The organism is Micromonospora sp. NPDC047465 (genome assembly GCF_040643125.1).
Lineage (GTDB): Bacteria > Actinomycetota > Actinomycetes > Mycobacteriales > Micromonosporaceae > Micromonospora.
In genome coordinates, this window is record NZ_JBEYTP010000003.1 from 16,735 (window position 1) to 43,127 (window position 26,393).

The 26,393-nt window shown below is 69.9% G+C and carries 29 protein-coding genes and 1 pseudogene; 13 read left to right on the plus strand and 17 right to left on the minus strand.

The genetic code is table 11. The features are described 5' to 3' along the window. Positions 1-38: 38 nt before the first annotated feature. The 6 genes from ABZ793_RS04070 to ABZ793_RS04095 form a co-directional block, all read right to left on the minus strand. On the minus strand, positions 39-1,259 hold the full coding sequence (locus ABZ793_RS04070; RefSeq protein ID WP_357451563.1) for a tyrosine-type recombinase/integrase: 1,221 nt from the start codon (positions 1,257-1,259) through the stop codon (positions 39-41). After that, a complete protein-coding gene (locus ABZ793_RS04075; RefSeq protein WP_357451567.1) occupies positions 1,259-1,456 on the minus strand; it encodes a helix-turn-helix domain-containing protein in 198 nt (65 codons plus the stop codon). Before ABZ793_RS04075 ends, ABZ793_RS04070 begins: the two co-directional genes overlap by 1 nt. Further along, positions 1,453-3,021: a replication initiator gene (locus tag ABZ793_RS04080; RefSeq protein ID WP_357451570.1), complete on the minus strand. Its 1,569-nt coding sequence runs from the start codon at positions 3,019-3,021 to the stop codon at positions 1,453-1,455. The genes ABZ793_RS04075 and ABZ793_RS04080 overlap by 4 nt, the downstream gene beginning before the upstream one ends. A gap of 1,103 nt (positions 3,022-4,124) precedes the next feature. Then, entirely contained in the window at positions 4,125-4,361 is a 237-nt protein-coding gene (locus ABZ793_RS04085; RefSeq protein WP_357451573.1) for a hypothetical protein, read from the minus strand. An 815-nt stretch (positions 4,362-5,176) separates the two neighbouring features. After that, positions 5,177-5,395: a hypothetical protein gene (locus ABZ793_RS04090; RefSeq protein ID WP_357451576.1), complete on the minus strand. Its 219-nt coding sequence runs from the start codon at positions 5,393-5,395 to the stop codon at positions 5,177-5,179. Positions 5,396-5,654: 259 nt separating this feature from the next. Then, complete coding sequence (locus ABZ793_RS04095) at positions 5,655-5,894, minus strand: GntR family transcriptional regulator (RefSeq protein WP_067313483.1); 240 nt, start codon at positions 5,892-5,894, stop codon at positions 5,655-5,657. A 416-nt stretch (positions 5,895-6,310) separates the two neighbouring features. On the opposite strand from ABZ793_RS04095, the gene ABZ793_RS04100 reads away from it, so the two are divergent. From ABZ793_RS04100 to ABZ793_RS04115, 4 genes are all read left to right on the plus strand, one after another. Further along, entirely contained in the window at positions 6,311-6,529 is a 219-nt protein-coding gene (locus ABZ793_RS04100) for a flavin reductase (RefSeq protein ID WP_357451579.1), read from the plus strand. Continuing rightward, positions 6,526-6,699 carry a hypothetical protein gene (locus ABZ793_RS04105; protein WP_357451582.1) on the plus strand — a complete coding sequence of 58 codons (174 nt, stop codon included), beginning with the start codon at positions 6,526-6,528 and terminating at the stop codon, positions 6,697-6,699. The genes ABZ793_RS04100 and ABZ793_RS04105 overlap by 4 nt, the downstream gene beginning before the upstream one ends. Positions 6,700-7,447: 748 nt before the next feature. Next, a complete protein-coding gene (locus ABZ793_RS04110) occupies positions 7,448-7,969 on the plus strand; it encodes a hypothetical protein (RefSeq protein ID WP_357451585.1) in 522 nt (173 codons plus the stop codon). Positions 7,970-8,295: 326 nt separating this feature from the next. Further along, complete coding sequence (locus tag ABZ793_RS04115; RefSeq protein ID WP_357451587.1) at positions 8,296-8,982, plus strand: pentapeptide repeat-containing protein; 687 nt, start codon at positions 8,296-8,298, stop codon at positions 8,980-8,982. A 130-nt stretch (positions 8,983-9,112) separates the two neighbouring features. Here the strand turns inward: ABZ793_RS04115 and ABZ793_RS04120 are convergent, their stop codons facing one another. From ABZ793_RS04120 to ABZ793_RS04140, 5 genes and pseudogenes are all read right to left on the minus strand, one after another. Then, entirely contained in the window at positions 9,113-10,066 is a 954-nt protein-coding gene (locus ABZ793_RS04120) for a hypothetical protein (RefSeq protein ID WP_357451589.1), read from the minus strand. A gap of 141 nt (positions 10,067-10,207) precedes the next feature. Continuing rightward, entirely contained in the window at positions 10,208-10,672 is a 465-nt protein-coding gene (locus ABZ793_RS04125) for a PadR family transcriptional regulator (protein WP_357451591.1), read from the minus strand. Between the two features lie 629 nt (positions 10,673-11,301). Further along, positions 11,302-11,964, minus strand: coding sequence for a hypothetical protein (locus ABZ793_RS04130; protein ID WP_357451593.1), 663 nt, complete (start codon positions 11,962-11,964; stop codon positions 11,302-11,304). A 310-nt stretch (positions 11,965-12,274) separates the two neighbouring features. Beyond that, a pseudogene (locus tag ABZ793_RS04135) lies at positions 12,275-12,603 on the minus strand (hypothetical protein). Between the two features lie 136 nt (positions 12,604-12,739). Continuing rightward, on the minus strand, positions 12,740-12,979 hold the full coding sequence (locus tag ABZ793_RS04140) for a GntR family transcriptional regulator (RefSeq protein WP_067313483.1): 240 nt from the start codon (positions 12,977-12,979) through the stop codon (positions 12,740-12,742). A 418-nt stretch (positions 12,980-13,397) separates the two neighbouring features. Here ABZ793_RS04140 and ABZ793_RS04145 point away from each other — a divergent pair, with 418 nt between their 5' ends. Beyond that, positions 13,398-13,616 (plus strand): flavin reductase, encoded by a 219-nt coding sequence (locus tag ABZ793_RS04145; protein WP_357451596.1) that lies wholly within the window; start codon positions 13,398-13,400, stop codon positions 13,614-13,616. Positions 13,617-14,120: 504 nt separating this feature from the next. Further along, positions 14,121-15,368 carry a low temperature requirement protein A gene (locus tag ABZ793_RS04150; protein WP_357451599.1) on the plus strand — a complete coding sequence of 416 codons (1,248 nt, stop codon included), beginning with the start codon at positions 14,121-14,123 and terminating at the stop codon, positions 15,366-15,368. 78 nt (positions 15,369-15,446) lie between these two features. Here ABZ793_RS04150 and ABZ793_RS04155 read toward each other — a convergent pair whose 3' ends face one another. Together ABZ793_RS04155 and ABZ793_RS04160 are read right to left on the minus strand one after the other, a co-directional pair. Beyond that, positions 15,447-15,905 carry a DUF1801 domain-containing protein gene (locus ABZ793_RS04155; RefSeq protein WP_357451602.1) on the minus strand — a complete coding sequence of 153 codons (459 nt, stop codon included), beginning with the start codon at positions 15,903-15,905 and terminating at the stop codon, positions 15,447-15,449. Positions 15,906-16,032: 127 nt separating this feature from the next. Further along, entirely contained in the window at positions 16,033-16,488 is a 456-nt protein-coding gene (locus ABZ793_RS04160) for a carboxymuconolactone decarboxylase family protein (RefSeq protein WP_357451605.1), read from the minus strand. 163 nt (positions 16,489-16,651) lie between these two features. On the opposite strand from ABZ793_RS04160, the gene ABZ793_RS04165 reads away from it, so the two are divergent. Further along, positions 16,652-18,898 carry a helix-turn-helix domain-containing protein gene (locus ABZ793_RS04165; RefSeq protein ID WP_357451608.1) on the plus strand — a complete coding sequence of 749 codons (2,247 nt, stop codon included), beginning with the start codon at positions 16,652-16,654 and terminating at the stop codon, positions 18,896-18,898. Between the two features lie 76 nt (positions 18,899-18,974). On the opposite strand, the gene ABZ793_RS04170 is transcribed toward ABZ793_RS04165, so the two are convergent. Together ABZ793_RS04170 and ABZ793_RS04175 are read right to left on the minus strand one after the other, a co-directional pair. Further along, positions 18,975-19,634, minus strand: coding sequence for an HNH endonuclease family protein (locus tag ABZ793_RS04170; protein WP_357451611.1), 660 nt, complete (start codon positions 19,632-19,634; stop codon positions 18,975-18,977). 147 nt (positions 19,635-19,781) lie between these two features. Next, the gene (locus ABZ793_RS04175) at positions 19,782-20,309 is read right to left on the minus strand and encodes a dihydrofolate reductase family protein (RefSeq protein ID WP_357451614.1); all 528 of its coding nucleotides are present in this window, start codon (positions 20,307-20,309) and stop codon (positions 19,782-19,784) included. A gap of 177 nt (positions 20,310-20,486) precedes the next feature. On the opposite strand from ABZ793_RS04175, the gene ABZ793_RS04180 reads away from it, so the two are divergent. The 5 genes from ABZ793_RS04180 to ABZ793_RS04200 all read left to right on the plus strand — a co-directional run bounded on the left by ABZ793_RS04180 (position 20,487) and on the right by ABZ793_RS04200 (position 24,466). Beyond that, on the plus strand, positions 20,487-21,167 hold the full coding sequence (locus ABZ793_RS04180) for a M23 family metallopeptidase (protein ID WP_357451617.1): 681 nt from the start codon (positions 20,487-20,489) through the stop codon (positions 21,165-21,167). Between the two features lie 121 nt (positions 21,168-21,288). Then, positions 21,289-21,810 (plus strand): macro domain-containing protein, encoded by a 522-nt coding sequence (locus tag ABZ793_RS04185; protein WP_357451620.1) that lies wholly within the window; start codon positions 21,289-21,291, stop codon positions 21,808-21,810. 103 nt (positions 21,811-21,913) lie between these two features. Then, positions 21,914-22,387: a molybdenum cofactor biosysynthesis protein gene (locus tag ABZ793_RS04190; RefSeq protein ID WP_357451623.1), complete on the plus strand. Its 474-nt coding sequence runs from the start codon at positions 21,914-21,916 to the stop codon at positions 22,385-22,387. A 295-nt stretch (positions 22,388-22,682) separates the two neighbouring features. Continuing rightward, entirely contained in the window at positions 22,683-23,315 is a 633-nt protein-coding gene (locus ABZ793_RS04195) for a hypothetical protein (RefSeq protein WP_357451626.1), read from the plus strand. 119 nt (positions 23,316-23,434) lie between these two features. Continuing rightward, positions 23,435-24,466, plus strand: coding sequence for an MBL fold metallo-hydrolase (locus ABZ793_RS04200; RefSeq protein WP_357451629.1), 1,032 nt, complete (start codon positions 23,435-23,437; stop codon positions 24,464-24,466). Here ABZ793_RS04200 and ABZ793_RS04205 read toward each other — a convergent pair. Together ABZ793_RS04205 and ABZ793_RS04210 are read right to left on the minus strand one after the other, a co-directional pair. Continuing rightward, entirely contained in the window at positions 24,451-24,603 is a 153-nt protein-coding gene (locus ABZ793_RS04205; RefSeq protein WP_357451632.1) for a hypothetical protein, read from the minus strand. The two genes, ABZ793_RS04200 and ABZ793_RS04205, sit on opposite strands and share 16 nt — an antisense overlap. A gap of 33 nt (positions 24,604-24,636) precedes the next feature. Next, entirely contained in the window at positions 24,637-24,765 is a 129-nt protein-coding gene (locus ABZ793_RS04210) for a hypothetical protein (protein ID WP_357451635.1), read from the minus strand. An 891-nt stretch (positions 24,766-25,656) separates the two neighbouring features. On the opposite strand from ABZ793_RS04210, the gene ABZ793_RS04215 reads away from it, so the two are divergent. Next, positions 25,657-26,393 (plus strand): ice-binding family protein (locus ABZ793_RS04215; RefSeq protein ID WP_357451638.1); only part of this gene is annotated, 737 nt, incomplete at its 3' end.

The following is a 26,393-nucleotide window of genomic DNA, read 5'->3' on the forward strand; positions in this document are numbered from 1 at the left end:
TTTCTGCTGCCGTACAGCAGTGAAGTACAGCAGCGGCGTCAGTGGCCGAGGGAGTCGCCGAGGCGCTTGAGGGCTTCCCGCGTCGCCTTGGACGAGACCTGGGTGTAGATCTCCATCGTCACGGAGAACCGGGCGTGCCGGAGCACCTGCATGGCGGCTCTCGGGTGGACGTCGAGGTCGGCCAGGAGCGTGGCACAGGTACGCCGGGCGTCGTGAACGGTGATCGGCCGGGTGCCCGCCTTGTCGCACCGGGTCTGCCAACTCCGTTGGAAGTTGCGTGGCTCGATCGGTGTGCCATAGCGGGTGGTGAATACGAGGTCGGTTTCCTGCCACGCCTTTCCGGCCGTTTCTTGTGCCTCGTCGCGTTGTTCGCTTCGCAGCTTGAGCGCGGTCAGGCAGATGTCGGGGAGGGGGAGTGTGGCGTCGGACGCCTGGGTCTTGGTGTCGCGGTGGAGCAGTTTTCCCCGGACCCGTTGCAGTTGGCGGCCGACGGTCAGCTCTCCCGCGTCGAGGTCGACATCGTCCCAGGTGAGCCTCAACGCCTCACCCTTGCGTAGACCGACGACGAGGACCAGGGCGTAGGCGGCGTAGAGCGGGTCCTCGTCGGCGCGGGCCGATTCGAGGAACTTGCGGGCCTCGTCACTCGACCACGACTTGCCACGCCGGCGGCGGACCGTGGCGAGGGTGACCGGCACGGCCGGGTTCCTGGCGATGAGGTCTTCGGCCTGGGCGTGGGTGAGGGCGGCCCGCAGTGCGGCCCGGATGTCGCTGACCGTTCGCGTTGACGGGACGGCCTGGCAGCAGCGGCCGACCGCGCAGCAGCGCCGCTTCTGCTTGGGGCGGGCGGCGTCCTTGCCCTGGGCGCAGCACTGGCAGGTGCGGGCCACCAGGTTGATCCAGGTCTGCACGTCCCGTGACTGGAGCCGGTCGAGCCGCTTGGCCCCGAGGCCGGGGGCGATGTAGCGGCGGACGAACGTCTCGTAGGTCGCGTAGGTCAACGGTGCGCGGTTCGGCTCGATGATCTCCGACAGCCAGTAGGTGAGAAAGCTGCCGACCGTCGGGACGCTGGTCGCCACCGGCCCCTGCTTCGCCTGCTGGTGCAGCTTGATCCACTTGTCGTGGACGGCCTCCCGGGTCTTGCCGTAGACGTACTTGCGGGTGCGCCGGCCGTCCGGCTTGGTGACCCAGACGTAGGCGGCGAAGCCGTTGCGGTAGGGAAAGATGGAGCCTTCGCCGTTGGCGCGGGCACGTCCGGGCATCAGGCGGCCTCCTGGCGTTCGACCTGCTCGTGGATGTAGTCGTCGACCCATTCGGGGAGGATGCGGCGGTACTTGCCGTCCTTGATGGAGCGCAGTTCGCCGGTGGCGATCTTCACCTTGACCTTGGAGATGCCGAAGCCGAGCAGAACGGCGACCTCGGCGGGGGAGTACCAGCGCGGGGTGAGGTCTCTGCTCATGCGGCGGCTCCGGTGAGCCACGCTTCGTGGGCCGCTTCTTCCCGGCCGACGCGTCTTGCCTGCCGGCGTTGGGCGGCGGCGGTGTTGGCCAGGAGCGCGTCTCCGTCGGTGAGCCAGCCGGACCCGGAGTAGGAGAGGACGCCGACGGTGATGGTGTCGGCGGTGTCGTCCTCCGCACGGCGGTAGGTGGCGCGGGTGTCGCGGAGCAGGCCGAAGGTGACCGAGTAGCGGCGGGCCTTGGTGAGGAAGTGGCCGCCGAAGCCGAGCATGTGCGCCCAGCGCCGCAGCCCCGCATAGAGGTTCGGTTGGCCGTCAAGACGGCCTTGACGCTCGCCGCTGGTTGCGGCGCCGGTGGCTGTCGTGGTGTGGGTGGGGCGGCCGAGTCGCCAGCAGGCGTCGATGAGGCGGGCGAGGTGGTCGCCTTCCGGGTCGGCGTAGGCGTCGATGGTGTCCGGGGTGAGCCGGGTCGAGCAGTGGCCGGTGACCTCGGTCGACTTGGTGGCGTACTTGGCCAGGTATCCGGCGACCGACGAGTCGGTGACGTCGCCGTCCGTGGTGCCGACGCGGCGGATGTCGACCTGCTCGCCCCAGGCCACCATCCAGCCCTTCGGCCGGTCGGGGTGGGCGGGTGTGGTGACGGTGATCTGCCGGGCGGCGGCGTGGACGGCGGCGTCGAGGTCGTCGACGGTGATGCCGGCCGGCGGCGGCACCAGGGCGTCGCGGGTGTGGGGATCGACGCCGTCGAGGCGCAGCAGGGCGTGGAAGTGGACCGCGCCCCGGCGCTGCATCTCGGCGACCTTGCCGTGCGCCACCCTGACCGGCGGAAGGGTCCGGACCCGCCCGGAGTCGCTGACGACCTGGACGGGCGGGATGCCGCGTCGGCGGCAGAGGGCGGCGAGGTGACGTTCGACGGCCTGCTTGGTGCGCCGCCACAACTCGCCCGAGAACCCGTTCCAGACGGCCTGGTGGTCGTGGTCGTAGCAGTCCAGGCAGAGCGGCTGGCCGAGCTGGCGGTCGTCGGCGTCGTGGCGGGCGAAGCACGCCGCGGGCTGCCCGTGGCCGCAGGTGGCGGCGGTGCGGCGGGCGTGGCAGGGAGCTGGCCGGCAGTCGCAGCGCCGCCGGTCGCCGCAGGTGTGGCGGGGGATGTGCCGGTGGTGGACCGCGCCGAAGGACGGGGCGGTGAAGGTGGCGAAGACGACCGGGTGCCGGGCGACGGAGGCGGGGACGCCTCTGCCGCCGGTCAGGCCGCACCGGACGACCTGGAACGCGTCACCGGCGTAGACCCAGGCGCAGTCCGGGCACTGCGCCGCGCGGCGGTTGCCGCACGCCTTGTAGAGCGTGCGGTCGGGCAGTTCGTCGGTGGGCTGCTCGCGCAGCACTCGGCCGGTGTCTGCCTCGGCGGTGGTGAGGGTGCCGGTGAGGCGGATCGGGCGGGTGCAGCCGCCGGCGGAGCGGGTGTGCTCCAGCCAGCCGAAGAAGTCCGGGGTGGTGGCGGCGCGGAACATGGCCTGGGCGTCGCGGCCGGCGGCGACGCCGGGCCGATGCAGGTCGAGCGGGGTGGGCATGCCTTTCTCTCCTCAAGGGGTGGCAGGGACGGGGAACGATCCGCCACCGCTCGCGGAGATGCTGCCGCTGGTGGCGTTCGTGGTGTCTCCTGGCACCGCCAAGGACGGCGGCTCACGCCGGAGGCGGAAGCTGGCTGTGCCTTTCCCGCCCCTGGAGCTGATCGCCCCTGGTTTGTTGCTGACGGCCCTGGTGATGAGCCGGTCAGGGTGGAGGAGCCTGCTTGTCGGCATCCGGCGGGACTGCCGCAGGCTTCCTCCACCCGTGGTCAGCGAATCCGGGCCATCGTGGACGGCGAAGGCCGTGCTGGGCCGCTCAGCGGATTCGGGGGTGACCGGCACTGCGGGCCAGTGCGATCGGAAGCCGGTGAGCGTGGCCCACATCAGCGGCAGGAAGGCCGCCCAGCATCTCCGAGTCGAGTCCAGTGATCCGGCGGGAAGGCCGCGCTGGCGTGCTCGACGGTCGCCAGAGTAGCACCGGGTCCCGACACGTCAACCCGTCGTGATCGTGCGGCCGAGCTGGCCCCGGCCGGCTGCCGGCCGGTGTGGGAGGACTTTCTGTACATCTATCAAGGCGGCCCTGAACGGGCCGCACGCGCCGCCGCCTGGGCGCGCGTCCGTCGCTTCGCTGGCGCTCCGACTCCGGCCACGCAACACGCCCGGCGGCTGGCGCGGAGAGCGGAAAGCCCGGAGGGGCCGCCGCAGACGGGGTGGCTCAGAGAGTGGTGGAGGTCCGTCGCCGGCAGCCGGCCGCGCCGCGCCCGAGCAGCGCGGCGCACGGAGGGCGCGGCGGGGTCCGCGCGGCAAGCCCCAAGCATGGGGGCGGTGTCCGCGCGGCGGCATGCCGGTCGTCCAGGAGCCGGCTCCGCAGCCGCTCAGGGTCAGGTCAACCGCTCATCTGGGAGGGGGAGAGGTGGCCGCCGGTGGCCAGCTCCGACCCCGGGAGCCGGGTTCGTGCCGGGCGAGGTTGGGTCAACTGCGCCACTGTGGCGGTGTCCGCCGGGGGCGCGGTCCGTGACACGAGAGCCGACATCGACTCCGGCAGCGTCCGTACGTGCGTCAAGGCCCGCTTGACGAGCGCAGACGGGGGACGAGTTTGGAAGCGTTCAGGCTAAGTCCTCGGGCTTCACCCTTCCCTTCCCGAGAAGCGTTCTAGCGAGGAGCAGGCGGCCGAGGATGATCGCGTAGACGTTGCTGATCAAGACCAGCGCAGCTGCGCCAAACTCGCCGTGACCGGCCAACATCAGGGCAGGAAGGCCAGCGAACAGCAGCACGGGCAACATGAAGAGCCACAAGGGGAACCGCAGGTAGTAGAGAAGTGAGGGGGTCGAGGGTTTCGGCACGAGGCCATTAGAACGCACGCGGCCAAGGAAGCCCGCCCGTGGACTGAGTGACTAACCGGGTGACGACCGAGGTGAGCGAAGACGGGCGCCTGCGGACTCTGGCGGACCGTTCGAGCAGGTCGCCTCTGTCGGGCGCGCAGCTCATTAGTCAGCGATGGTTCCTTCACACCGAAGAGGTCACTGGTTCGATCCTGGGGAGGTGCGGGCAGTGGTGCGCCCACTGAGGGCCAGTGCGGCTGCCGCGATAAATGCGGGCACAAAGGACACTACTAGTCCGAACTTGCCCAGGTCGACCCATGCTGGATATATTCGACCGAATGCGGCCGGAAGCGCTTCATCAATTTCTGTTGGTTCGTCAGATAGCCATAGCCGGCCCCCGGAGCAGCAACAGCAAAGCACGCTAAGCAGGCTCGTTGCGAGGGCGGCTACTCTCGCGCTCTGTTGACCCGTCCTGACCCACAACGCGACGCCAGCCGATGCGGGCGCGAAGAAAAGTGCATACCACAGGGTAAGCCGAGCTTCGAAATGGAAGTAGGACGCCTTGAGTGCGACCGAACTGCTGTCTACCGGGACGCTGGAACGGCCCGCTGCGTCGTTTACGGCAGCGTTGATGCCCCCTTGGGCGTATATGGTAGAAATTGCCGCGAATATTAGCAGCGATGCCTGAAGAGCCAACAATGCGCTTGCGATGTTGACTCCCAGCGGGAGCCGTCGAGGCGGCGGCCCGCCAGCTGAGTTCGTGCTAGTTGGAACCACGAGGTGATGCTAGATGGCGATCATCGCCGGACACTTGCCGACCTGTACGCCGGATTTCGCTAGGCCGACGGTTCGTGGAAGTAGACCGTGGCCGACCACCAGTCACCGTCGGCGTTGACCTCGTTGCGCAGAATGACGTCCTGGACCTCGATGCCGGGCCGCTGTTCGATGCTGTCTGCGATGCGGCGTAGCAGCGCCGGGACACTGTCCTGGCCGGGGCCGGCTGGGTTGCCTTGCGAGAAGTGCTTGATGGTCCACGATTCCGGTTCAGGCGACATGATGGCAGTCTGCCAGCGTTTCGAACGCGGCCGTCTCCAGTGTGGGCACCACAGGGCACAAGACAGTGCTCCGTATCCGCGTTACGCCGAAGCAGTCGGCCCTGTTGCTGTCGCGACAGCAACGGTGACAGCAACAGGGCCGAACAGTGAGAGTCAAGGCCAGCCGGCGGCGGATCGACGCCCGATGTCAGAGACGTGCGCGGACGGGCCCGGACGAAGCGCCCAGAACTTACAAAGCGAGGGATCCGGGCCGCGCGGCCTACTCCGCGACGAAGACGCCCACGCCTGGCAGGGTCTCGGTCATTCCCTTGATCCTTAGCACCTGCATCGCTCGGTCGATCACGGGCTCGGTGACGCCGTAGTGCTCGATCAATTCTCGGCGGCTGGGCAGCTTGGAGCCAGGCGGGAACTCGCCGGTCGCGATGCGTTCGGCGAGGTCGTCGGCGATCTGCTCGTAGCGGTAACGCGGTGGCACGGTGTTCCCCTCGGTTGGCAACACGAGTAGACCACCTACGCCAGCCCTTGACTACCCAACGGTACCTATGGGAGGTTGCCGATGAGGTCGATTCCCCCGGTTGGCGCTGTGGGTCGTCCTCGCCGGTGTGGATGTCCGGCGCACCCTGCGATCGGGCATCCACGCCTCCGGACACCTGCGGCACCAGGAGGCGGCAGTGCTCCCTTCCAATTCCCCAGCTCGACGGTTGGTGGCCCTGGCCGCTGGGGCGAGCCGATGAAGCGCGTTTCCTACGGCGAGTACGTCCTGGCGGCAGCGCTCACCCTCGCCCGTCGCCATCGGCCCGTGTGGTCCTGGCGGCACTGGCGCCACATCTGCCGCTGCGGCGCGATCCTGCCGTGCCGCAGCCGCCACCGCATCCCTATCAACCGCGGCCACTGGCCCAGCCAGGACGGCCCGCGATGACCACTCACCACCCGATTAAGCCGGCTTGGACGTGCGGCGGCTGTGCGGGGGAGTGGCCCTGCCAGACCCGGCGACGGGAGCTGCGAGCCGAGTACGACCGCGCCCCGGTGTCGCTGGCCCTCTACCTGGCCGCCCAACTCGTCGACGCCGCCCAGGACCTCGCCCACGCCCCCGCCGGCCACCTGCACCACCGATTCCTCGGCTGGACCCGATGAGCATCCTGCGGCCCAGAGACGAGAAGTTCCACTACAGCGACGGCTCCCACAAGTGGATCCCGCCGGACCCCGACTACGACCAGGAGGTCTGGAACGAGCAGGTCCGCCAGCACAAGCAGGGCCACCTGAGAAACGAGCAACCCAAGGTCCGCATCCAGCGCCTCGTCTGATGCCAGCAGTACAGCAGTGAAGTACAGCAGCGGTGCCAGCCGAACCGGGCCGAGAAGCGCCTCAACAGGCCGTTTGACCTCGCACCGAGCCCGACCCGGCCCTGTCGCCGAGAGTTCACACCGAAGAGGTCACTGGTTCGATCCCAGTATCGCCCACGCAGGTCAAAGGCCACTTCTCGGCAACGGGAGGTGGCCTTTCTGCTGTCGTACAGCAGGGGCGCCAGTGGCCGAGGGAGCCTCCGAGGCGCTTGAGGGCTTCCCGCGTCGCCTTGGACGAGACCTGGGTGTAGATCACCCCTGCCGCCGGGGCGACTCCTCCGGCCCGCTGTCGGCGAGGAAGCGTCGACTCCTATCAAGATCGTCGGCCCGGTGCCGGCCCAACTAGCGATGATCGACTGGCGACGAGCTGCGAGGCCCACGCGGTTCAGGGTGCGCGGCGGCTGAGGTCACGCGCTGGTAGCCTGACGCGTCTCGCGCAAGAGGTGGAGTCCGCCCGGTGCTCAGGATGGTGCTACGTAGGTCAGTCGCGGTGGTGGCCGTCTGCATGGTGACCGCGTGCGGTTCTTCAACGGCTCATACAGCGGATCGATCAGCGGGCGAGACGATCCCCTCCGCGGCGCAGGCGACGGGCTCGGTCACCGCCACGAAGCCCGCTTCCCCAACGGTTTCGGCGACCGGCGGATCCGGCTACTCCGCGACGCTCTCCGCACGCTTGGTTACCAGGGACTCGGTGCCGCCCGGATTCACTGTGGAGATCGCGACAGTCATGCCGCCGGATGCTGGAGATCAACCCTCAGGCGTCGACGTCTCCTGTTCGGACAGCATGATCCCGCTGCTGTCGGCCACGCGGCTGACCGGGACTCCGTCAGCGATGGCCGCAGCCACCCTCAGCTATGACGCGGGTCCCGATGACCTCTGGGTGGGGAACGAAGTCCTCAGGACCTACGCCGATGACGGTGCACAACGAGCAATGACCGACCTGCGAACCCTCATCGGCCGTTGTCCCACCGTCGTCATGTCGTCCGGCCTTGGCATCGGCGACAGGTACCGCTTCGCAGTGGCACCAGGGCCGCAGTTGGGTGATGACAGTATTCACGTCAGCTGCAGCTCGACGTCCGATTCTGGCACGTTGGAATGCGACAGTATTCTCGTTCGGATCGGAACCACCTTGGTGGCCGTCAAGGAGCAGGGCAACAAACCCGGCGGCAACAAATACCTCACCCAGCTCGCCGAAGCTGCGCTCCGCAGATTCCAGACGACCGGATCCTGAATGGCCTTACGCGTGCCCGAGGTTAGGGCCGTTTGCGACCCGAGTGGCGGGACTGGGCCGTCGGCGTCTACCGGCAAGAGCATCCCAGCCGCGTGACCGTGCTCGACGTGGTCATGGCCGCCCTGGAGGCCGACAGCTGAGTGGCTAACTGCGTGACCACCGGCACGTACGACGCCGGAAGTCCCCGGACGACCGGACTGTTTGTGCAGGTGAGCGGCTGTGGCACTGCTGGTCAAGATCGCTCGTTGGTTGCCTGGGGGGCAAGGTTGCGGGATGCCATGGATCGCCTTGGCCGTCAGCATGGCCGTCTCCGCTAGTCTTTGCGGGTGGCTGTCCGGGCGGGTCGTGGTGGTCGATGGCGGGCGCCTGCGAAACCTAGGCCGCCGTCGTCGTTGGAACTAGCCACCGAGGACCACGATCTTGAGAATGAGGCCACGTTCCGACGGCTAGGATTCTTCGACCTTGACTTGTCGGGGCGGTCGGCGGATGGCGTGGAGTTCGAGCAGTGCCGGTTCAAAGGCTCGGACCTGAGCGGTACGCAGCTCGACGGGGCAGCGTTCACGGACTGCCTGTTCGAGAGCACGAACCTGGCAAACCTGCGGGCGGAGAAATCATCGATGATCCGCGCACGGCTGTCGACCTTACGAATGACGGGCGTGCATTGGATCAACGGGGCGTTACGGGATGTGACGGTCTCGGAGTGCCGGCTTGACCTGTCGTCGTTCCGCTTCACGGACTTCTCCAGCGTGGTGTTCGAGGGGTGCAACCTGACCCGGGCGGACTTCCAGAACGCGGACCTGAGCGGTGCCCGGTTCACGAACTGTGATCTGACTGGCGCGCAGTTCTCGCAGGCGACGATGGAGGGGACTCGGTTCGCCAACTGCGTCCTCGTCGGGATCGGTGGGGTGACGAGCATGGGGGGAGCGGTCGTCGCCCATCAAGATCTTGTTGCCTTGTCGTACACCCTGGCCGGCGCGCTGGGGATCCGCATCGAGGATGCCGAGGCCGAGTGATCGCCTGCGGTGCCGGCTCAGCGCCGTCCGTCAGCAACAAGTCAGCGGTCCATGATCGTCGGTCGGTGCAGCAGACCCGGCGTGTGGTTTTGTCTGGCAGCTAGCGACTGCTGCGGCCAGCCTGGCTGGGTCAGTTGATCAGTGGGCCTCGACGAGTGGGGTAAGGCAACGCGGTTATTGGTAGCCCGCCGACGAGGGCGGCCGCACCGAGGTAGGCCAGCGGCCGGAAGAGGATGAACGTGTACCCGGCCCACGCAGGTTCTGCCGGATGATCGGGTGTGAAGTAGCTGGCAACCAGGAGCACGGCGCTCAGTGCCGTGGCGGGAAAGAGGGCAAGGAGACCTGCGCCGCAGACGACGACGGTGAGGGTTCGCCGCGCCGGGGTGGATTCTTGGACGCGCCGGAACACCCATGCCGCCAGCAGCCAGCCTGCAAGACCGCCGGCAAGTAGACCGGCTGTGGTCAACGGCAGTACGACGGCGGGTGTGGTGCGGCCGACGGCTATCTGGAGCGCGTAGTGGGACTCGGAATCGTCGAGGTAGCCCTCTGAGAAGACCTCCACCAGCCACCCGTCCCGGTGAAGCGCAGTCTCAGGGCAGCAACCGGACGTCTGCTTGGCCGCCGGAAGCCATCCAGCCGCCCGCATCCGTTCGTCCGCTGCCGCTATGACCTGCTGCGGAGGTTTGTCGTGGGGGTAGGTGAACTGGAAGAAGACCTTCCCCGCCCGATACTCGTCGGTGCCGCCCACCACGTAGGTCCATCGGGGATCGCTGTACTCCGGGTTGTTGTCGAAGATGAAGTCCCAGCGCTGTGGCTGCGCCGACGCCTCTGGCGGCAAGACCGGCTGGACCATCTGCAGCACCTCGGCGTTGCTCGGCAGGGGTGGCGCGGTCTGCCAGCCCAGATAGCTGCCGAACGCGCCCAGGGCCACCGCCGCGAACGTGGCGGCGGAGACCGCGGCAAGAATCCCGGCCGCTCCCCACACCCGGAACCGGAAGCGGATTCCACCGGTGAGCAGGTCCACGACCTCCGCACGGCTCGGCCGGACCCGGTCGGCCGGAGCGGCGTCCAGCAAGGTGGTCACCAACTCGGCACCGTGTCGGCGCCTGTAGGACCGCGGGTAGGTCAGCAACAACCTGCGGTAACGGCATGCGAGGCTCGCTCGGTCGCTCTGTTCTGACATCCGACTTCCTTACCGGCTCGTGAGACGACTGGACGAGGCGTATCAAGAGGGAAGCAGACCTGGCAGCGGTGCCCACCCGGCCAGACGCTCCACAGCAACCTCGGAGTTACGACGTAACCGGGCAGCCTCCTGCCGCAGGGCAGCACCCCCGCGTTCCGTGAGCCCGTAGTAGCGCCGCACCCGGCCGTCGACTGCATCCTCACGATCAACCGCGATCAGCCCCTCAGCGGTCAACCGGTCCAATGCCGCGTACAAGGTGCCGGCGCTCAGCTTCACCCGGCCGCCGGACAGCTCCGCCACCTGCCGCATCACGCCGTAGCCGTGCAGGGGAGGCCCGGCCAGCGCTGCCAGGATCAGGAAGGTGGGTTCCCTCATGGTCACAGCCGCAATATACAGATGATCGATATAGTCGGGAAGCTTCCAGGGTGCGACCGCCAGGGTTCGGAATCTGGCGATCGAACGCCACAACAGCCCGTAGCCAGCGAGCCGGGGGATCATGTAATCCATCAAGCGGAGCCAACATGTAACGCAACAGAGGGACTATGACAGGTCGGCTGCCGGCGGCTGCCGGCGGTCTGGGAGGACTTTCTGTACATCTATCAAGGCGGCCCTGAACGGGCCGCACGCGCCGCCGCCTGGGCGCGTCCGACGCTCCGCTGTCGCTCCACGCCGGCCACGCAACACGCCCGGCGGCTGGCGCGGAGAGCGGGGGAGCCCGGGGCCGCCGCAGACGGGTAGCTCGGGAAATGATGAAGGTTCGTCGCCGGCAGCCGGCCGCGCCGCGCCCGAGCGACGCGGCGCAGGGAAGGGCACGCCGGTCCGCGCGGCGAGTCGCGCCGGTGGTCGGGTCGCGGTCACTGCGCCTCCGGCGGGGGCGCAACGACTCCAGGATGGCCGGGGCTCCGTCCGCGCCTTGCGGTCCGTGGGTGGTTGCACTGGGCCATCCCGCCAGCCGACGATCCGGGCGAGCCGAGCAGACCACCGTCCGGCCCGCCAGCGTCCGTCCGTGCGTCAAGGTCCGCTTGACGTGGCGGACCGGGCGGCGGCCCGCTCCCCAGGAGGGCGGGTCGGCGGCAGACAGTGAGGATGGCAAGGCCAGCGGTGGGTTTGGACCCACCCAGGGACGCCGGCCGAGGCTATCGGTCCCACCGATCGGCGTACGGTAGGCCAAGCAGCCGCATGTGGTCGTGTAACTCGGTCGACGCGTCGTGCTCCCGCAGTGCGGCCGGCGCCTGTCGTAGCACCCACAGCGACAGCGCGGGGCACCACGTGTCCTCGTTGTGCCAACTCGACCAAGGGAGCGCATCGCCCAGCAGGTCGTACATCCACTCATCCACGGCCGTGACCAGCCGCCGCCGCGCCACCGCGTCGACCAGCAGCTCTGCCCAGACGGTCAACCACGGGTTGAGCTTCGTGGTGATCTCGGCGAGGAGCGTCAGGGCCTCATGGGCGGGCACCTTTGCATCGGGCTCGACCAGGACGTGCAGCCACCAGGCGTCCAGGAATTCCCGCAGGGCGTCCCGTTGTCCGGTGGGCCACTCCTGCCAGCGGCCAGCGGTGAACAACCGCCCGAGGCTCTCCATCCCGGCCATTGGCTCTACTCGGCCCGCCACGAGGCCCTGGGTCAGTTGGGGCAGGATCCGGCGCAGCAGCGGCCCGGGGTAGCGCCAGTCTGTGGTCCAGTACGTGCGGCGGAGCAGGTCGTCGTCAAGCGGCACGTCCGGGGTCTTGAGCAGTGCAAGTTCCTCCGCGCTGCCCCAGTGGCACTCGCAGTTGGACTCCTGCCGGTGGGCCGTCATGCCCTGGAACGTGGCGGCCACACCCGCCAGCGCCATATCCAGGCGGCGGCTTACGTCAGTCGGATCAGGGATCATGGCGAATCCGCCTTCGAGGACTCCGGAGGCGTATACCTGCCGAAGAGAAGGATCCTAGAGCCGTACGAGCCCCGCGCGTGCCTGGGGTCAAGGAGGCTTGGGCTGGGTGACCAACTGGGTGACGACGGGCCCGGGCAGCGCCGGACGTCCATGGACTCTGGTGGATCATTGGGGCAGCTCGTCCTGCTGTTGACGCAGCTCGACGACGGCCGGTGGTTCCTTCGGGACGAAGGGGTCACGTAATGAAGGTGTCGTCTGGTCTCATGATTTCGTCCCGCACGAGCGGTACCAACGCCGACGAGCCGCCATCGTCCACGGCGACTGACATTCGGACCCGGCCGTCGCCGTCGTCAATGGCGTAGCTGACCACGGTGTACCGCTTGCCGTCCTCGCCCACGACCAGGCGCATGTCCTTGTCGTCGAGCATTGCGCGCCACTCGTCATAGCCCTTGCGTCGCCATTCCGCCAGGCGCGCCTCCGCGAGCTGCGCTGCGATCTCCTTGTTCAGCCCCATGCGCGCACTCTCCCACCCTGACCGGCTGTCGACAGCAACGGTGACAGCAACGGCCCTCGACACGGACGGCCGCCGGCCGCCGGGCGCGGACAGCCGTCAGGTCGCGGACGCGGATGAACCCCGCCGGACGAAGCGCCTAGAACTTACAAGCGAGGGGTCCCGACTGCCGTCTGACGTAGGGAGGGCCTACTCGGCAACGAAGACCCCTACGCCGGGCAGCGTCTCTGTCATGCCTTTGATCCGTAGGACCTGCATTGCGCGGTCGATCACGGGCTCTGTAACGCCGTAGTGCTCGATCAACTCGCGGCGACTGGGCAGCTTGGAGCCCGGCGGAAACTCGCCGGTCGCGATGCGTTCGGCGAGGTCGTCGGCGATCTGCTCGTAGCGGTAACGCGGTGGCACGGTGTTCCCCTCGGTTGGCAACACGAGTAGACCACCTACGCCAGCCCTTGACTACCCAACGGTACCTATGGGAGGTTGCCGATGAGGTCGATTCCCCCGGTTGGCGCTGTGGGCCGTCCTCGCCGGCGTGGATGTCCGGCGCATACCCCGCGATCGGGCATCCACGCCCCCGGACACCTGCGGCACCAGGAGGCGGCAGTGCCCCCTTCCACCTGCCCAACTCGACGGCTCCCGGCCCCAGCCGTTGCGACGAGCCGATGAAGCGGGTCTCGTACGACGAGTACGTCCTGGCGGCAGCGCTCACCCTCGCCCGTCGGCACCGACCCGTGTGGTCGTGGCGGCACTGGCGACACATCTGCCGCTGCGGCGCGACCCTGCCGTGCCGAAGCCGCCACCGCATCCCTATCAACCGCGGCCACTGGCCCAGCCAGGACGGGCCGCGATGACTACTCACCATCCGATCAAGCCGGCTTGGTTCTGCGGCGGCTGTGCGGGAGAGTGGCCCTGCCCGACCCGCCGACGGGAGCTGCGAGCCGAGTACGACCGCGCCCCGGTGTCGCTGGCCCTCTATCTGGCTGCGCAGTTCGTCGACGCCGCCCAGGACCTGGCCCACGTCCCCGCCGGCCCCCTGCACCAACGCTTCCTCGGCTGGACGCGATGAGCATCCTGCGGCCCGGCGACGAGAAGTTCCACTACAGCGACGGCTCCCACAAGTGGATCCCGCCCGACCCCGACTACGACCAGGAGGTCTAGGACGAGCAGGTCCGCCAGCACAAGCAGGGACACCTCAGGAACGAGCAACCCAAGGTCCGCATCCAGCGCCTCGTCTGATGCCAGCAGTACAGCAGTGAAGTACAGCAGCGGTGCCAGCCGAACCGGGCCGAGAAGCGCCTCAACAGGCCGTTTGACCTCGCACCGAGCCCGACCCGGCCCTGTCGCCGAGAGTTCACACCGAAGAGATCACTGGATCGATCCCAGTATCGCCCACACAGGTCAAAGGCCAATTCCCGGAAACGGGAGTGGCCTTCTGCTGTCGTACGGCAGCGGTGTCGACCTGGCATAACCGCAGCTCGGCCCCGGCCCGGCTGCAAGACTCGCAAGGATGAGCAGCGACGGGGAGCGTTCAGGAGGGCGGCGACTGGAGCCGGCCGCGCCGGGGAGCAAGGTGACCCAGCTGGAGCTCTTCTACGACCTGGTTTTCGTCTTCGCCTTTCTCAACGTGACGGCGACGAACGCCAAATACCTCACCCCGACGGCGTTGGTGAAGAGCCTTCTGATCCTGGCGCTGCTCTGGTTCGCCTGGACCACCCTCGTCGCGCTGGGCAACGTCGTACGCGTCGACCAGGGTGTCATGCCCCTGGTCGGGTTCGCGACCATGACCGTCGTCTTCGTACTGGCGGTGACGATCCCGGACGCCTTCTCGGACGCGCCGCACGGGCTGCCGGGAGACCTGGTCTTCGCCACCTGCTATTTCCTGCTACGGGCGCTGCAGGTGCTGGCCCTCTGGCACGCCGTGCGTGGCGACCGGCAGTTGCGCCGCCGGTGGTCGGGGCTCGTCGCGCCAGCGCTGGTCAGCACGGCGCTGCTGCTCGTCGCCGCACTCGTGCCGCAGCGGCTCTTCACCGGCACCGCCGAGTTCGGCGCCCGGGCCGGCCTGTGGCTGCTGGCCATCGCCGTCGAGTACACCGTCAGCGCGGTCGTCCGGACCGAGGGCCTGACCATCGTCTCGGCCGGGCACTGGGCGGAACGTCATGCCCAGATCGTCCTGATCGCGCTCGGCGAGTCGGTCATCTCCCTCGGGACAGCTTCCAACCTCGCCGTGGGATGGCCGCCCACCTGGCCCATCATTCTCGCCTCCGCGCTCGGCATCGTCCTGATCTCGGCGCTCTGGTGGGTCTACTTCGACGTCCGTGCCATCGCCGCCGAACACATGCTGCACGGCGCCCGGGGCCGCACGCGGGCCGCGCTCGCGCGGGACGCCTACACCTACCTGCACCTGCCGATGATCGCCGGGATCATTCTGTTCGCCCTCGGGCTCAAGCGGGTCCTCACCAACATCGCCGAGCCCACGGTGCCCAGTTTCGAGGATGCGCTCAGCGGAGCCGAGGTCTACGTCCTGTACGGCGGAGTCATCCTCTACCTCCTGGCGGTGCAGGGCTTCGAGCGCCGTGCCGTCCGCCGGTCCGACTGGTTCCAGGTGACCAGGATCGTGCTCCTGGCGGCGCTGATTCCGGTGGCTGACCGGCTGTCCGCCATCGCCGCACTGACCCTCCTGGCGCTGGTCGCCACCGCCCTGATCGTCGCGCAGAGCATCCGCACGAGGCAGCTCCGTCGGCGCGTACGCACATCCAGGCTTGCCGAACAGCGGGAACTGGAGGCCGAGGAGACGACGTGGCGTCGCCGGCACCGATGACCGCGCACGCTGTGACCGGAACAGGCGGCGTGCGGGTCGGTGCCGGCGACGGCCTCGGCGCGTCGGAACGCCCGCTGCTCAGCTCACCGCCTGCTTCACGAGCGCGCCGACCCTGGCCTCGACGTCGGCGGTCAGCTCGGCCAGCGCGAAATAGGTCGGCCACATGGCGCCCTCGTCGAGGTTCGCCTCGTCACTGAAGCCGAGCACCGCGTACCGCGTCTTGAACTTCGCCGCGCTCTGGAAGAAGCAGACCACCTTGCCGTCGCGGGCGTACGCGGGCATCCCGTACCACAGCTTGGATGTGAGGACGGGCGCGTTGGCCGTGATCAGGGTGTGCAGGCGCTCGGCGATCACGCGGTCGGACTCCGACATCTCGGCGATCTTCGCGAGCACCTCGCTTTCCGTGTCGGCCTTGGCGCCCCGCCGAGCGCCCCTCTTCAGCTCCTTGGCGCGCTCCTTCATCGCGCCGCGCTCCTCGTCGGTGAAACCGTCGTACTTCTCGCCGTTGGTGATGGTGGTCTTCGTCGTGGTCGACATGACAACGTCCTCTCGGTGCCGTGTGGGCTTCGGGTGGTACTGGTCGGTGGAGGCCTCTCCGGGGTCGACTTCCACCGGTTGGTTCAGCGTTGACCGATCTCTTCGGCGGCCTTGATCAGCAACAAGGTCACCACGTGCCCGCCTGCTGGCGGGTCGGCGCGTTGAGCCGGTTGAAGGCGTTGGTGATCGCGATATTGAGTAGCAGCGCGGCCAACTCCTTCTGGTCGAAGTGCTTGGCGGCCACGTCCCACACCCGGTCCGGCACCGGGTCCGGCTGGTCGGCGAGCCGGGTCACGGCCTCGGTCAGGGCCAGCGCGGCGCGTTCCTCGTCGCTGAACCAGGGCGTCTCCCGCCACGCGGCGACGGCGTGCACCTGGTCCGCGCTCGCGCCGTGCTGCCGGGCCTGGTGGACGCCCCCGGCCACACACGGGCCGCAGCCGTTGATCTGGCTGGCCCGCAGGTGGCTCAGCGCCAGCAGCTTGCCGTCGACCCCGGCGCCCGTGATGGCTTTGTTGACCGCCATCAGGGCCTCCATCGCCTCGGGGATCAGAACCGCCGGGTTCGGCATGCGCTCGGTCGACATCGCTTCTCCTTCGTCGTGGGTGTCTCTGACAGGAGTCATCCGACCATCGGCGCGCCGGAGCCTGCGCGGTCCGTGGGACACCGTGGGACACGTAGAACGTGGTCCAGCAGCGCAAACGCGTCGCCGATCCGGGTCCGTGGTCCGGGACGGTACGGTGTTGCGCGTGTCCAGCCCCCAGGAGCGACTGGTGGCTCAGCTCGCCCGGCTCAAGGAGCTGAGCGGGCTCAGCCTGCGCGCGTTCGCCCGCCAGGCTGGTCTGAGCAGCTCGTCGCTGTCGCGGTACCTGACCGGTCAGCTCGTGCCGCCGTGGGAGGCCGTCGTGGCGCTGTGCCGGGCGGTGGGCCGCGACCCCCGGCCACTGCGCGCGGTGTGGGCCGAGGCGGCCAGGGCCGGCGCGGCGCCCGCCCCGCGCCGCAACGATCTGCCGGCCGACCTGTTCGACTTCACCGGCCGGGAAGCGGAGTCCGCGCTGGTCGAAGAGCTGCTGCACACCACCGGCGCGGTCGCGATCGACGGCATGGCGGGCGTGGGCAAGACCAGCCTGGCCGTGCATGTGGCCCATCGGCTCGCCCCTACGTATCCGGACGGCGGGCTCTACCTCGACCTGCACGGTTTCACCCCCGGCCAGGAGCCGCTGGAGCCGCAGGCCGCGTTGGGCCGGCTGCTGGGCGCGTTGGACGTGACGCACCTCCCGGCCGGCGCCACCGAACGCGCGGCGCTCTGGCGGTCGGAGCTGTCCCGCCGGCGGGCTCTCGTCGTGCTCGACAACGCGGTCGACGCGGAGCAGGTGCGCCCGCTGCTGCCCGGCGCGGGGAAGTCCGCGGTCGTGGTCACCAGCCGCCACCGGCTGGTCAGCCTGGACGGGGTGCCGCCGGTGTCCCTGGAGCCGCTGACCAACGACGACGCGGCGCACCTGTTCGGCCGGGCGGCCGGGCTCGCGCTCGCCGAAGAGGAAGCGGTCAGCCAGGTGCTGCGGCAGTGCGGTGGGCTCCCCCTGGCGCTACGGATGGCGGGCGCCCGGCTTCGCCACCGCCCCGGCTGGACGGTGGCGGTGCTGGCCGAGCGGCTGCGCGACACCGCCAACCGCTTCGACTCCGTGTTCGGCATGTCGCTCCGGCAACTCGACGCCGTCCAGCGCCGCGTGTTCCGGCTGCTGGGCGTCCTGCCGGGCGCCGACTTCGACGCGCCGGTGGTGGGCGCGCTCACCGACATGCCGCCCGACCGGATCGGCGCGGCGCTGGAGGAGCTGGTCGACGCCCACCTGGTCCAGGAGCCCTCGCCCGGGCGGTACCGGATGCACGACCTGATCCGGCAGTACGCGGCGGACATCGCCGCCGAGGAGGAGCCACAGGCCGACGCCGCCCTGCGCCGGGTCCTCAGGCACTATCTGGCGCAGGCGGTCGCCCACGATCAGACCCTGCCCTCCCCGTACCGCAAGGAACCCTCGCCGGGAGATCCGGCGAAGGCCATGGCCTGGTTCGACCTCGAGTACGTCAACCTGGTGGCCTGCTTCGACGCCGCCGTGCGGCTCGGCGTGGACGAGGTGGTGGCCGAACTGCCGCAGGCCATGCGGGTGTGGTTCTTCCGGCACCGCGGAACCGACGACCAGACGCGCCTACTCGAGGCGGCCGCAGCCGCCGCGGCACGTCTCGGCCGCGACCAGCAGCGGGCTTCGCTGCTCGCGGACCTCGGCTACGCCTGTGCCGCCGCCGGCCGCCTCACCGAGGCGCTCGCCGCCTATGAGCTGGCGGAGCAGTCAGGGCCGGACGACGACATCGCGGCTGCCCTGGCGCTGCGCACCGGCCTCGTGCGCCGGGATCTCGGTGAACTCGAAGCGGCACAGGCGCACTTCCGGCGGGCACGCGAGCTGTTCGAGAAGATCGGGCGCCGGGCCGGGCAGTCCCAGGCGTTGGCCTTCGACGGATGGGTGACACTTCACCTCGGGCGGCACCGCGAAGCCGTCGAACTCGCCCGGGCATCCGTCGCCCTGGCGGACGGGCCCGCACAGATCACCGGGCTGGTCACCCTCGGTGTCGCACTGGCACGCGACGATCCGACGGAGTCGCTGCGAACGCTGCACGACGCGTTACGGCTGTCCGAGCAGAACAATCTTCAACACAACCAGGCGTGGTGCCACAACTATCTCGGTGTCGCGCTGCGGGTCATGGGTTCACCCGAGAAGGCGCTCGAACACCACCGGCGGGCCTTCGAGCTGCTGGAGCCGCTGGCCGAGGTGCAGCTGGAGATCGACTTCCTGCACACCTACGCCGAGACGTGCCGCGCGGCGGGTCGCTACGACGAGGCGCTGGCGCTGCTCGACCGGACCATCGAGTACGCGCGTGCGCTGGGCCGGCCGTACGACGAGAAGCTGGCCCGTGCGGCGCGGGAGACCGTGCGCGCCGCACGCTGAGCCATCGCCGACGGCCGGCGACCGAGCGGTGGTGCCCGGCCCTGGGGATGGCGGACCGGCCGGGTGGGTCGCGCTGTCAGTAGGCGTAGGTGACGGAGATGGTGACGTTGGGGCAGTTGTTGGCCCAGTCGGTCAGGGCGCTCTTCTCGGCGCTGTCGACGGTGAGCCGCCAGCGGATCTTCACCGCGACCCACTCGTTGATGTAGCGGCAGCGGGCGGAGGGGTAGGGCGGCATCCAGGTGGCGGGGTCCTGGTCCCCCTTGGCCTGGTTGACGTTGTCGGTGACGGCGACCAGGGCCCGGCTGTCGCCCAGGTCGTTGGCGAAGGCCTGGCGGCGGCTGCTCGTCCAGTTGCGGGCTCCGGAGTCCCAGGCTTCGGCGAGGGCGACCATGTGGTCGATGTCGAGGTCGCTGGTGAGGGTCCAGTAGGCGTCGTCGTAGTAGGAGTACCAGCGGCCACCGGACAGGGTGCAGGTGCCGCTGATGCTCGGCTTGGTGGTGGCCTCGGCGATGAGGACCTCGTTGCGGGTGTGGCAGCCGTCCCCGTCGGCGTCGATCCAGTGGCGGAACAGGTCGCGGCTGTAGCCGGTGCGTACCTCGGTGGCGACGGGAAGATCGGCGACGGCGGTGGTGAGGGAGGCGGAGTAGCTGGCGGCCCAGGCAGGCTGGGTGAGGCCGAGGGTGGCGGCCAGGATCGCGGCGAGGCTGACGGCCGTTGCGCGCAGGGTGCGTGTCATGGTGCTCCGTCCCGGTGAGAGCAGGTGGTTGTTGCACTCATATAGACAGAGTTGAAAGTAATGGTCCAGATCGATATCCGTGAACAGTCGGTGACCGTTTGCCCGATCCAGGGAAACGACGCGTGGCTGTAGGGGCCACACCGCCGGTCAGTGGACGACGCTGTACCAGTGCGCGGTCTCGCCGGGAATCGGCGCCAACCGCACCTCGGCGCCGCCGGGGTGGTCGAACATGCGTACCCCGTCGCCGAGCAGCACCGGGGCGAAGAACATCAGGACCTCGTCGAGCAGCCCGGCCTCGATGCACTGCTTGGCGACGTTCGCGCCGAGGATGTTCACGTACTTGTCGCCGGCGGCCTCCTTGGCCTGCGCGGCGGCGCTGTGCAGGTCACCGACGAACGTGACACCCGGGTGTGGTGCGGCCGGCGGCCGATGGGTGAGCACGAACACCGGCCCGTGGTACTGGCCGCCGAACGCGCCCTCGCTGTCGGTGCCGCGGTTCGGGTCGTCGCCGCCGAAGGTGCGGTTGCCGGCCAGGATCGCGCCGACGTCGGCCAGCAGGCGCTCCGCCGTCGGGTTCCCGCCGGCAAGGTGCGCGGTCAGCCAGGACATGTCGCCGCCCGGGCCGGCGATGTAGCCGTCGAGCGACGCCGTCGCCGAGTACAGCAGCTTGGCCATGAGGGCTCCTTTCGCAGTGGTCACTGAATAGACGGCCGGCGGCCGGAAAAGTCGTCGCCACGCCGAGGGCGGGGACACCGCCCTCGTCCTCCGTCAGGTCAAGCCCTCACCACCGGCCCCGCTGATACGGCCGGACTCGGCGTCGACGCCTTGCCGCCGTCTGCCATGCTCTGGACGGTGACCACCGGCCACCCGACCAGTCCCCGCAGCCGCAGCCGCAAGGGCAGCCGCCGCCGCGTCCGGAGCCGCACCGCCCGCCGGGCCATCCTGCTCGGCGCGGTCGCTGCCGTCGCCGCCATCGTCGTCGTCCTCGCCGTGGTCGTCGTGCCGTTGCTGCGGCCGCCCGGTCCGCGCCCGCTCTTCCAGCTCCCCGTCGCCTGCGGCGAGACCTGGCAGCTCGGCACCTACCCCGGCCACGACGACTACGACGTCGACCTGTTCCCGATTGAGGGCGAGGCGTGGGGGCGGCCGGTGCTCGCGTCCTACGCCGGCACGGTCACGGTGGCCGGGATCAACGGGTCGCTGGGCGGCCGCACCCCCGACAACCCGAACGGCCCGCGCGGTCGCGGCGGCGGTTACTGGGTGAAGATCGACCACGGCGGCAGGTGGGAGACGCAGTACCTGCACCTGCTCGAACCGCCCCTGGTGCGGGAGGGTCAGCGGGTCGCCCAGGGCGAGCAGATCGGGCGGCTCGGCAGTACCGGCAACTCGGGCGCGCCGCACCTGCACTACGAGCAGCGCCGGGGCTGGGAGAAGGTCGAGAGCCACTTCGACGGCGAGCCGTCCGGCATCACCCACGACGACACCGAATACACGGTCAGGCGTACGAGCAACAACTGCGCCCCCGGGCAACGGTAGCCGCTGCGCCGGTGCGGTAATTCGCTGCCGGAGCGTCGTACGCGGCTGGCATGCTGGCCGGCGTGACGCCGTTGAGGATCATCAAGGGTGATGCGACCAGCCCCAGGCCAAGGGCCCGAAGGTGATCGCGCACATCTGCAACGATCTGGGCGGCTGGGGCAAGGGTTTCGTGGTGGCGATCTCCCGTCGCTGGCCCCAGCCCGAACGCGACTACCGCGACTGGCACCGGCACCGCGCGGGCAACGACTTCGCCCTCGGCGCGACCCGCCTGGTGCGGGTCACGCCGGACGTGTGGGTGGCGAACATGGTCGGCCAGCGCGGCATCAGGACCGGCAGCGGCGGTCCGCCCATCCGCTACGACGCCGTCGAACGCTGCCTGACGTCGCTCGCCGACCAGGCGCAGGCGTTGGGGGCGTCGGTGCACATGCCCCGGATCGGTTGCGGCCTCGCCGGCGGCACCTGGAACCGGATGGAACCCGTCATCGAGCGCACCCTCTGCGCGCGACATCGCCGTGACGGTGTACGACCACGGGTGACGGCCCCCCGGACCGGGAGCCGGTCGCGCTGGGACGCCGCGCCCGGCGGCAGGAGCCGGTCCCACCCGCAACGGGAGGCGAGCGACGCTCAGGGCCACCGCACCTGATGTTGCCCTGCGGCCAACAGCGTGGCGCCGGTGCTCGACTGGCCCGGCCGGGCCCTGCGTGCCCGGCCGCCGACGTGGCGTGACCGCTCGTAGACTCCGGGTCATGCCGCGGATCGTCCAGTTGCTGGCCTCGCCGGTGCACCGCTACGTGGGCCGGCCCGCGGACGGCCCAGCGCCGGCGCCGCCCGGCGAGCTGGTCGAGGAGGTCCGGATCCGGGCGGGCCTGGGCATCGTCGGCGACCGGTACTTCGGCAAGCCGGCGCACCGGGAGGCGAGCGTCACCGTGATCGCGCAGGAGTCGTTGCCGCCCGGTGTCGACCTGGTGCAGGTCCGGCGGAACGTCCTCACCACCGGCATCGCCGTGGACGAGCTGGTCGGGTCGGTGTTGACCCTGGACTCGGGGGAAGGCCCGGTCAGGCTGCGGGTCAACCGGCCGGCGCACCCCTGCGCCTGGATGGAGGTCACCGTCGGGCCCGGCGCGTGGAAGGCGCTGCGCGGCCGGGGCGGCGTCCGCTGCACGCCCCTGAACGACGGTGTCCTGCGCGTCGGCCCGGTCGACGTCACGGTCGAGGGGTAGCCGGGCCGGGCCTCGGTCCGCCCTGTCCCGGCGGGGCGACAGCCACGCCGCCGGCACCGCCCGTTTCGACCACTGTCGACCTGCCCCACGGGTGGGGCACCAGGCACCGCGAGGCCCAGCGCACCGGTTGTCGACCGCCCGGGATCGGCGGCTTCGACTCTGCACAAGGCCGGGCGGGTGGCGCGGTCCGGCCTCTGTCTCGCCGGTCGGCCCGGGGAGCGGAGACGTCCCGGGGAGCGGAGACGCCCCGGGAGCGGTGAGCGCGGGTCGCGAGGATGCCTCTACGATTCGGCGTATGGCGCTGCTGCACCGGGCGGAACTGCACCCGTCGAAACTGGAACTCCTGGCGGCGTGGCTGCCCGGCCGGCCGTGGTACCAGGGGCCCGACGACGCCGACGTCGTCCGCGTGGCGGCCTACCGGTTCGACGACCCGGCCGGCGAGGTCGGCATCGAGACGATGCTCGTCCGGGCCGGCGACGGGCCGGTCCACCAGGTCCCGCTCACGTACCGGGGCGCTCCGCTGGACGGCGGCGACGAGTGGCTGGTCGGCACCGCGGAGCACTCGGTGCTCGGCCGCCGCTGGGTGTACGACGCCTGCGGCGACCCCGTCTACGCCGCGGCGCTGGCGGGCGCCGTGCTCGCCGGCACCGGTCAGGCGGAGGAGTTCATCGAGATCGACGGCCGGCTGGAACGCCGCGAGCCCAGCATGACGATCACCGGTGGCGGCACTCCCGGTGCCGACGTCCCGGCGGTGGGCGCGCTGCGTCAGGTGGTGCCGGACGACCCGACGCTCATCGTCACGGATGCCGTCGACCTGGTCGTCGTGCGTCGCCTCGACGGCGGGAGCCGCCCGGAGGGCGCCACGCTGACCGGCGCCTGGGCGGGCCAGCCGACTCCGCTGCCGTTGGCGTACGCCCGGCCGCGCTGACGCCCACCGGCGCACCCGCCGCCCCCGGCTCCCGGCGCCGAGCGCGTCGGGCGTCGGCGTGACGGAGGCCACCGGCCGCGCCGCCCGGACCGGCCCGGCCGGGAACTATGGTCGGGGCCATGACCTTGGACGACGGCAGCCCCGACGACTGGACCACGCCCGGTGCGTTCGAGGTCGCCCCCGGGGTCTGGCGCGTGCCGCTGCCGCTGCCCGATGACGGCCTGCGGGCGGTGAACGTGTACGTCCTGCGCCACGACGACGGTCTGGTGCTGGTCGACTCGGGGTGGGCGGTCGCCGGGGCGCGGGCCACCCTCGACGCGGCGCTGGAGGAACTGGACTCGACGGTCAAGGACGTCCGCCGCTTCCTCGTGACGCACATGCACCGCGACCACTACACGCAGGCCGTGCACCTGCGCCGCGAGTTCGGCATGCGCGTGAGCCTCGGCGCCGGCGAGCGCCCGAGCCTCGAGGTCACCATGTCGCCGGAGCGGGACCCGCTCGCCGAGCAGCTCGACCGCCTGCGGCTGCTCGGCGCGGGCGAGCTGGCCGACACCCTGGCGAGGATCACCCGGGGGCGCGCCCCCGAAGAGGACTGGGAGCTGCCGGACGACTGGTTCCGCGGCGGCGACGAGGTCAGGCACGGCGACCGTATCCTGCACGTCGTCGAGACCCCGGGGCACACCCGCGGCCACGTCGTCTTCCACGACACCGGGTCGCGGCTGCTGTTCGCCGGCGACCATGTGCTGCCCACCATCACGCCGTCGATCGGGTTCGAGCCGGTGCTCTCCGCGAACCCCCTCGGCGACTTCCTCGGCTCGCTCGCGCTGGTGCGGCAGCGGCCCGACGCGCGGCTGCTCCCGGCGCACGGGCCGGTGACCCCGAGCGTGCACGCACGCGTCGACGAGCTGGTCGCGCACCACGGCGCGCGGCTCGACGAGACGGAGGTCGCCGTCGCCCGTGGCGCGCAGTCGGCGTACGAGGTCGCGTCGCGGCTGCGCTGGACCAGGCGGGAACGCGAGCTGGGCGACCTGGACGTGTTCAACCGGATGCTCGCCGTCACCGAGACCGCGGCGCACCTCGACCTGCTGGTCGCGCAGGGGCGCCTGACCCGGGCCGACGTCGACGGGCTGCGCTGCTACGCGGGCGCCTGAACGCCGATGCCCTCGACGCGGGCGGCGGTGGTGTCGTGCATCCGGCCTGGCCGGTGTCCACCGCTCCACAGGGTCGCCCCGTACTCGTCGGCCACCACGGTGGCTCTGATCGTGTTCTGCTTCGCCTTGCCCGACACGAACGCCTTGCGGCCAGGCCGGCCGACGCGTGGTCAGCGGACCCGGATCTCAGTGGCATCGAGGCGCAGTGCCACACCCTCCGCGGCGGCGTAGGCGAACACGTCCGCCAGGGTGTGCAGCCGGATCCCGCTCGGACGGGCGAACCCGCGACGGGCCAGCAAGGGCGTACCTGCCCGATCGCCCGAGTCACGGTCGAGCGATCCACCCCCGAACGCCACCGCCAGGGCCTCATGCGGTACCCCCAGACGCAGATGAGCGAGGGTAACGACAAGCCGATCAGTGAACCGAGGCGTCAAACGCCGCACGAGATCGTCAGGGGACCGGTGCCGATGTAGCTGGCGAAGGATCGGCGGTTGGAAAACGGTGGTGTCGCCGAGGTGGCCGAGGGTCTTTCCGGCGAGGATGCGTCCGACGCCGTGGACTCGGCGAGGGCTTGACGGGTCTGTGCCTGGTTGGTGTCGAGGTGCCGGTCCAGGCGACGTAGGTCGGCGATGAGGTCGCGGGCCAGGTAACGACGGCAACTGTCGGTGGCGCGGTGGCACGCTCTTGATGAGCCAGCCGGGGGCGCGAAAGTGGCTGCCGTGGAGCTCGCTTCGGCGTTGCTGCGTATTCGCGATGGCGAGCATGTTTGGCGCTGCGCCGATCCTCGGGCCGGGTGAGGATCGGGACATATGAGGCCGCCTCGCGCCTGGTGTGACTGGCCTACGGAGACGCCGGACATCATCTCATTACAGCCTTTTTGCGGCATTTCAAGGCATTGTTCCGCTTCGCGGAGATAACCTCCCGCAGAAGGCTTGGGCGTCCGTCACCTGACGCTGCGCCAGCTAACAAGCCTTTGCGCTCCGAATCTCGCCGGGGGGCGGGATCTTGATTGGTGGGGGAAATCTGTGTCGGTGATCAGTTTGGCTCGCGCGTGTCGTAGACACCGTCGGTCTACTGCGATGGCGATGGCGGGGGCTGTCGTCTCCACGACGATTCTCGTAGGGGTCGTTGGGATACAGGCGGCCTGGGCCCAGGCCCCGGTCCCGTTGGGGGTTGCCGAGTCCTACGGGGTGTTGGCTGGCCAGGCGGTCACTGACGTCCCGCCTCCCGTCGGCCCTTCGGTCATCAACGGCGACCTGGGTGTCTGGCCGGGCACGTCGGTCACCGGCGACCCCGTGGTGAACGGCGAAACACACGTCGGTGACACCGAGGCGATGCAGGCCCAGGCCGCTCTGACCACGGCGTACAACTTTGCCGCAGGGCAACCGACAACCGATACGGTGAGCGCCGACCTCGGCGGCCAAACTCTGCCCGCAGGGGTGTACAGGTCGCCCGCCACCATGTCTCTGACGGGCACCCTCACGCTGGACGGGGAGAATGATCCCAACGCGGTGTTCATCTTCCAGGTGGGATCCGACCTGATCACCGCGACTGATAGCCGGGTCAACCTGATCCGTGGCGCGCAGGCGTGCAACGTGTTCTGGCAGGTCACCAGCTCGGCGACCCTGAATACCAGAACAGTTTTCGCCGGAAGCATCTTGGCGTTGCAATCGGCGACGCTGGGGGAAGGAGCCACCGTTGCTGGACGGGTGCTGGCCCGCAACGGCGCCGTCACGCTGATCCACAACACCATCACGCGACCGTTCTGCGCCGCATCCATCGCGCCACCGACGATCGCCAAGGCTTTCGGCGATGCGATCATCCCCTCCGGCGGGACGACATCGCTCGAGTTCACCCTCAGTAACCCCAACCCGGGCACGTCACTGACCGGGGTCGGTTTCAGTGACACCCTGCCCGCAGGGCTCCG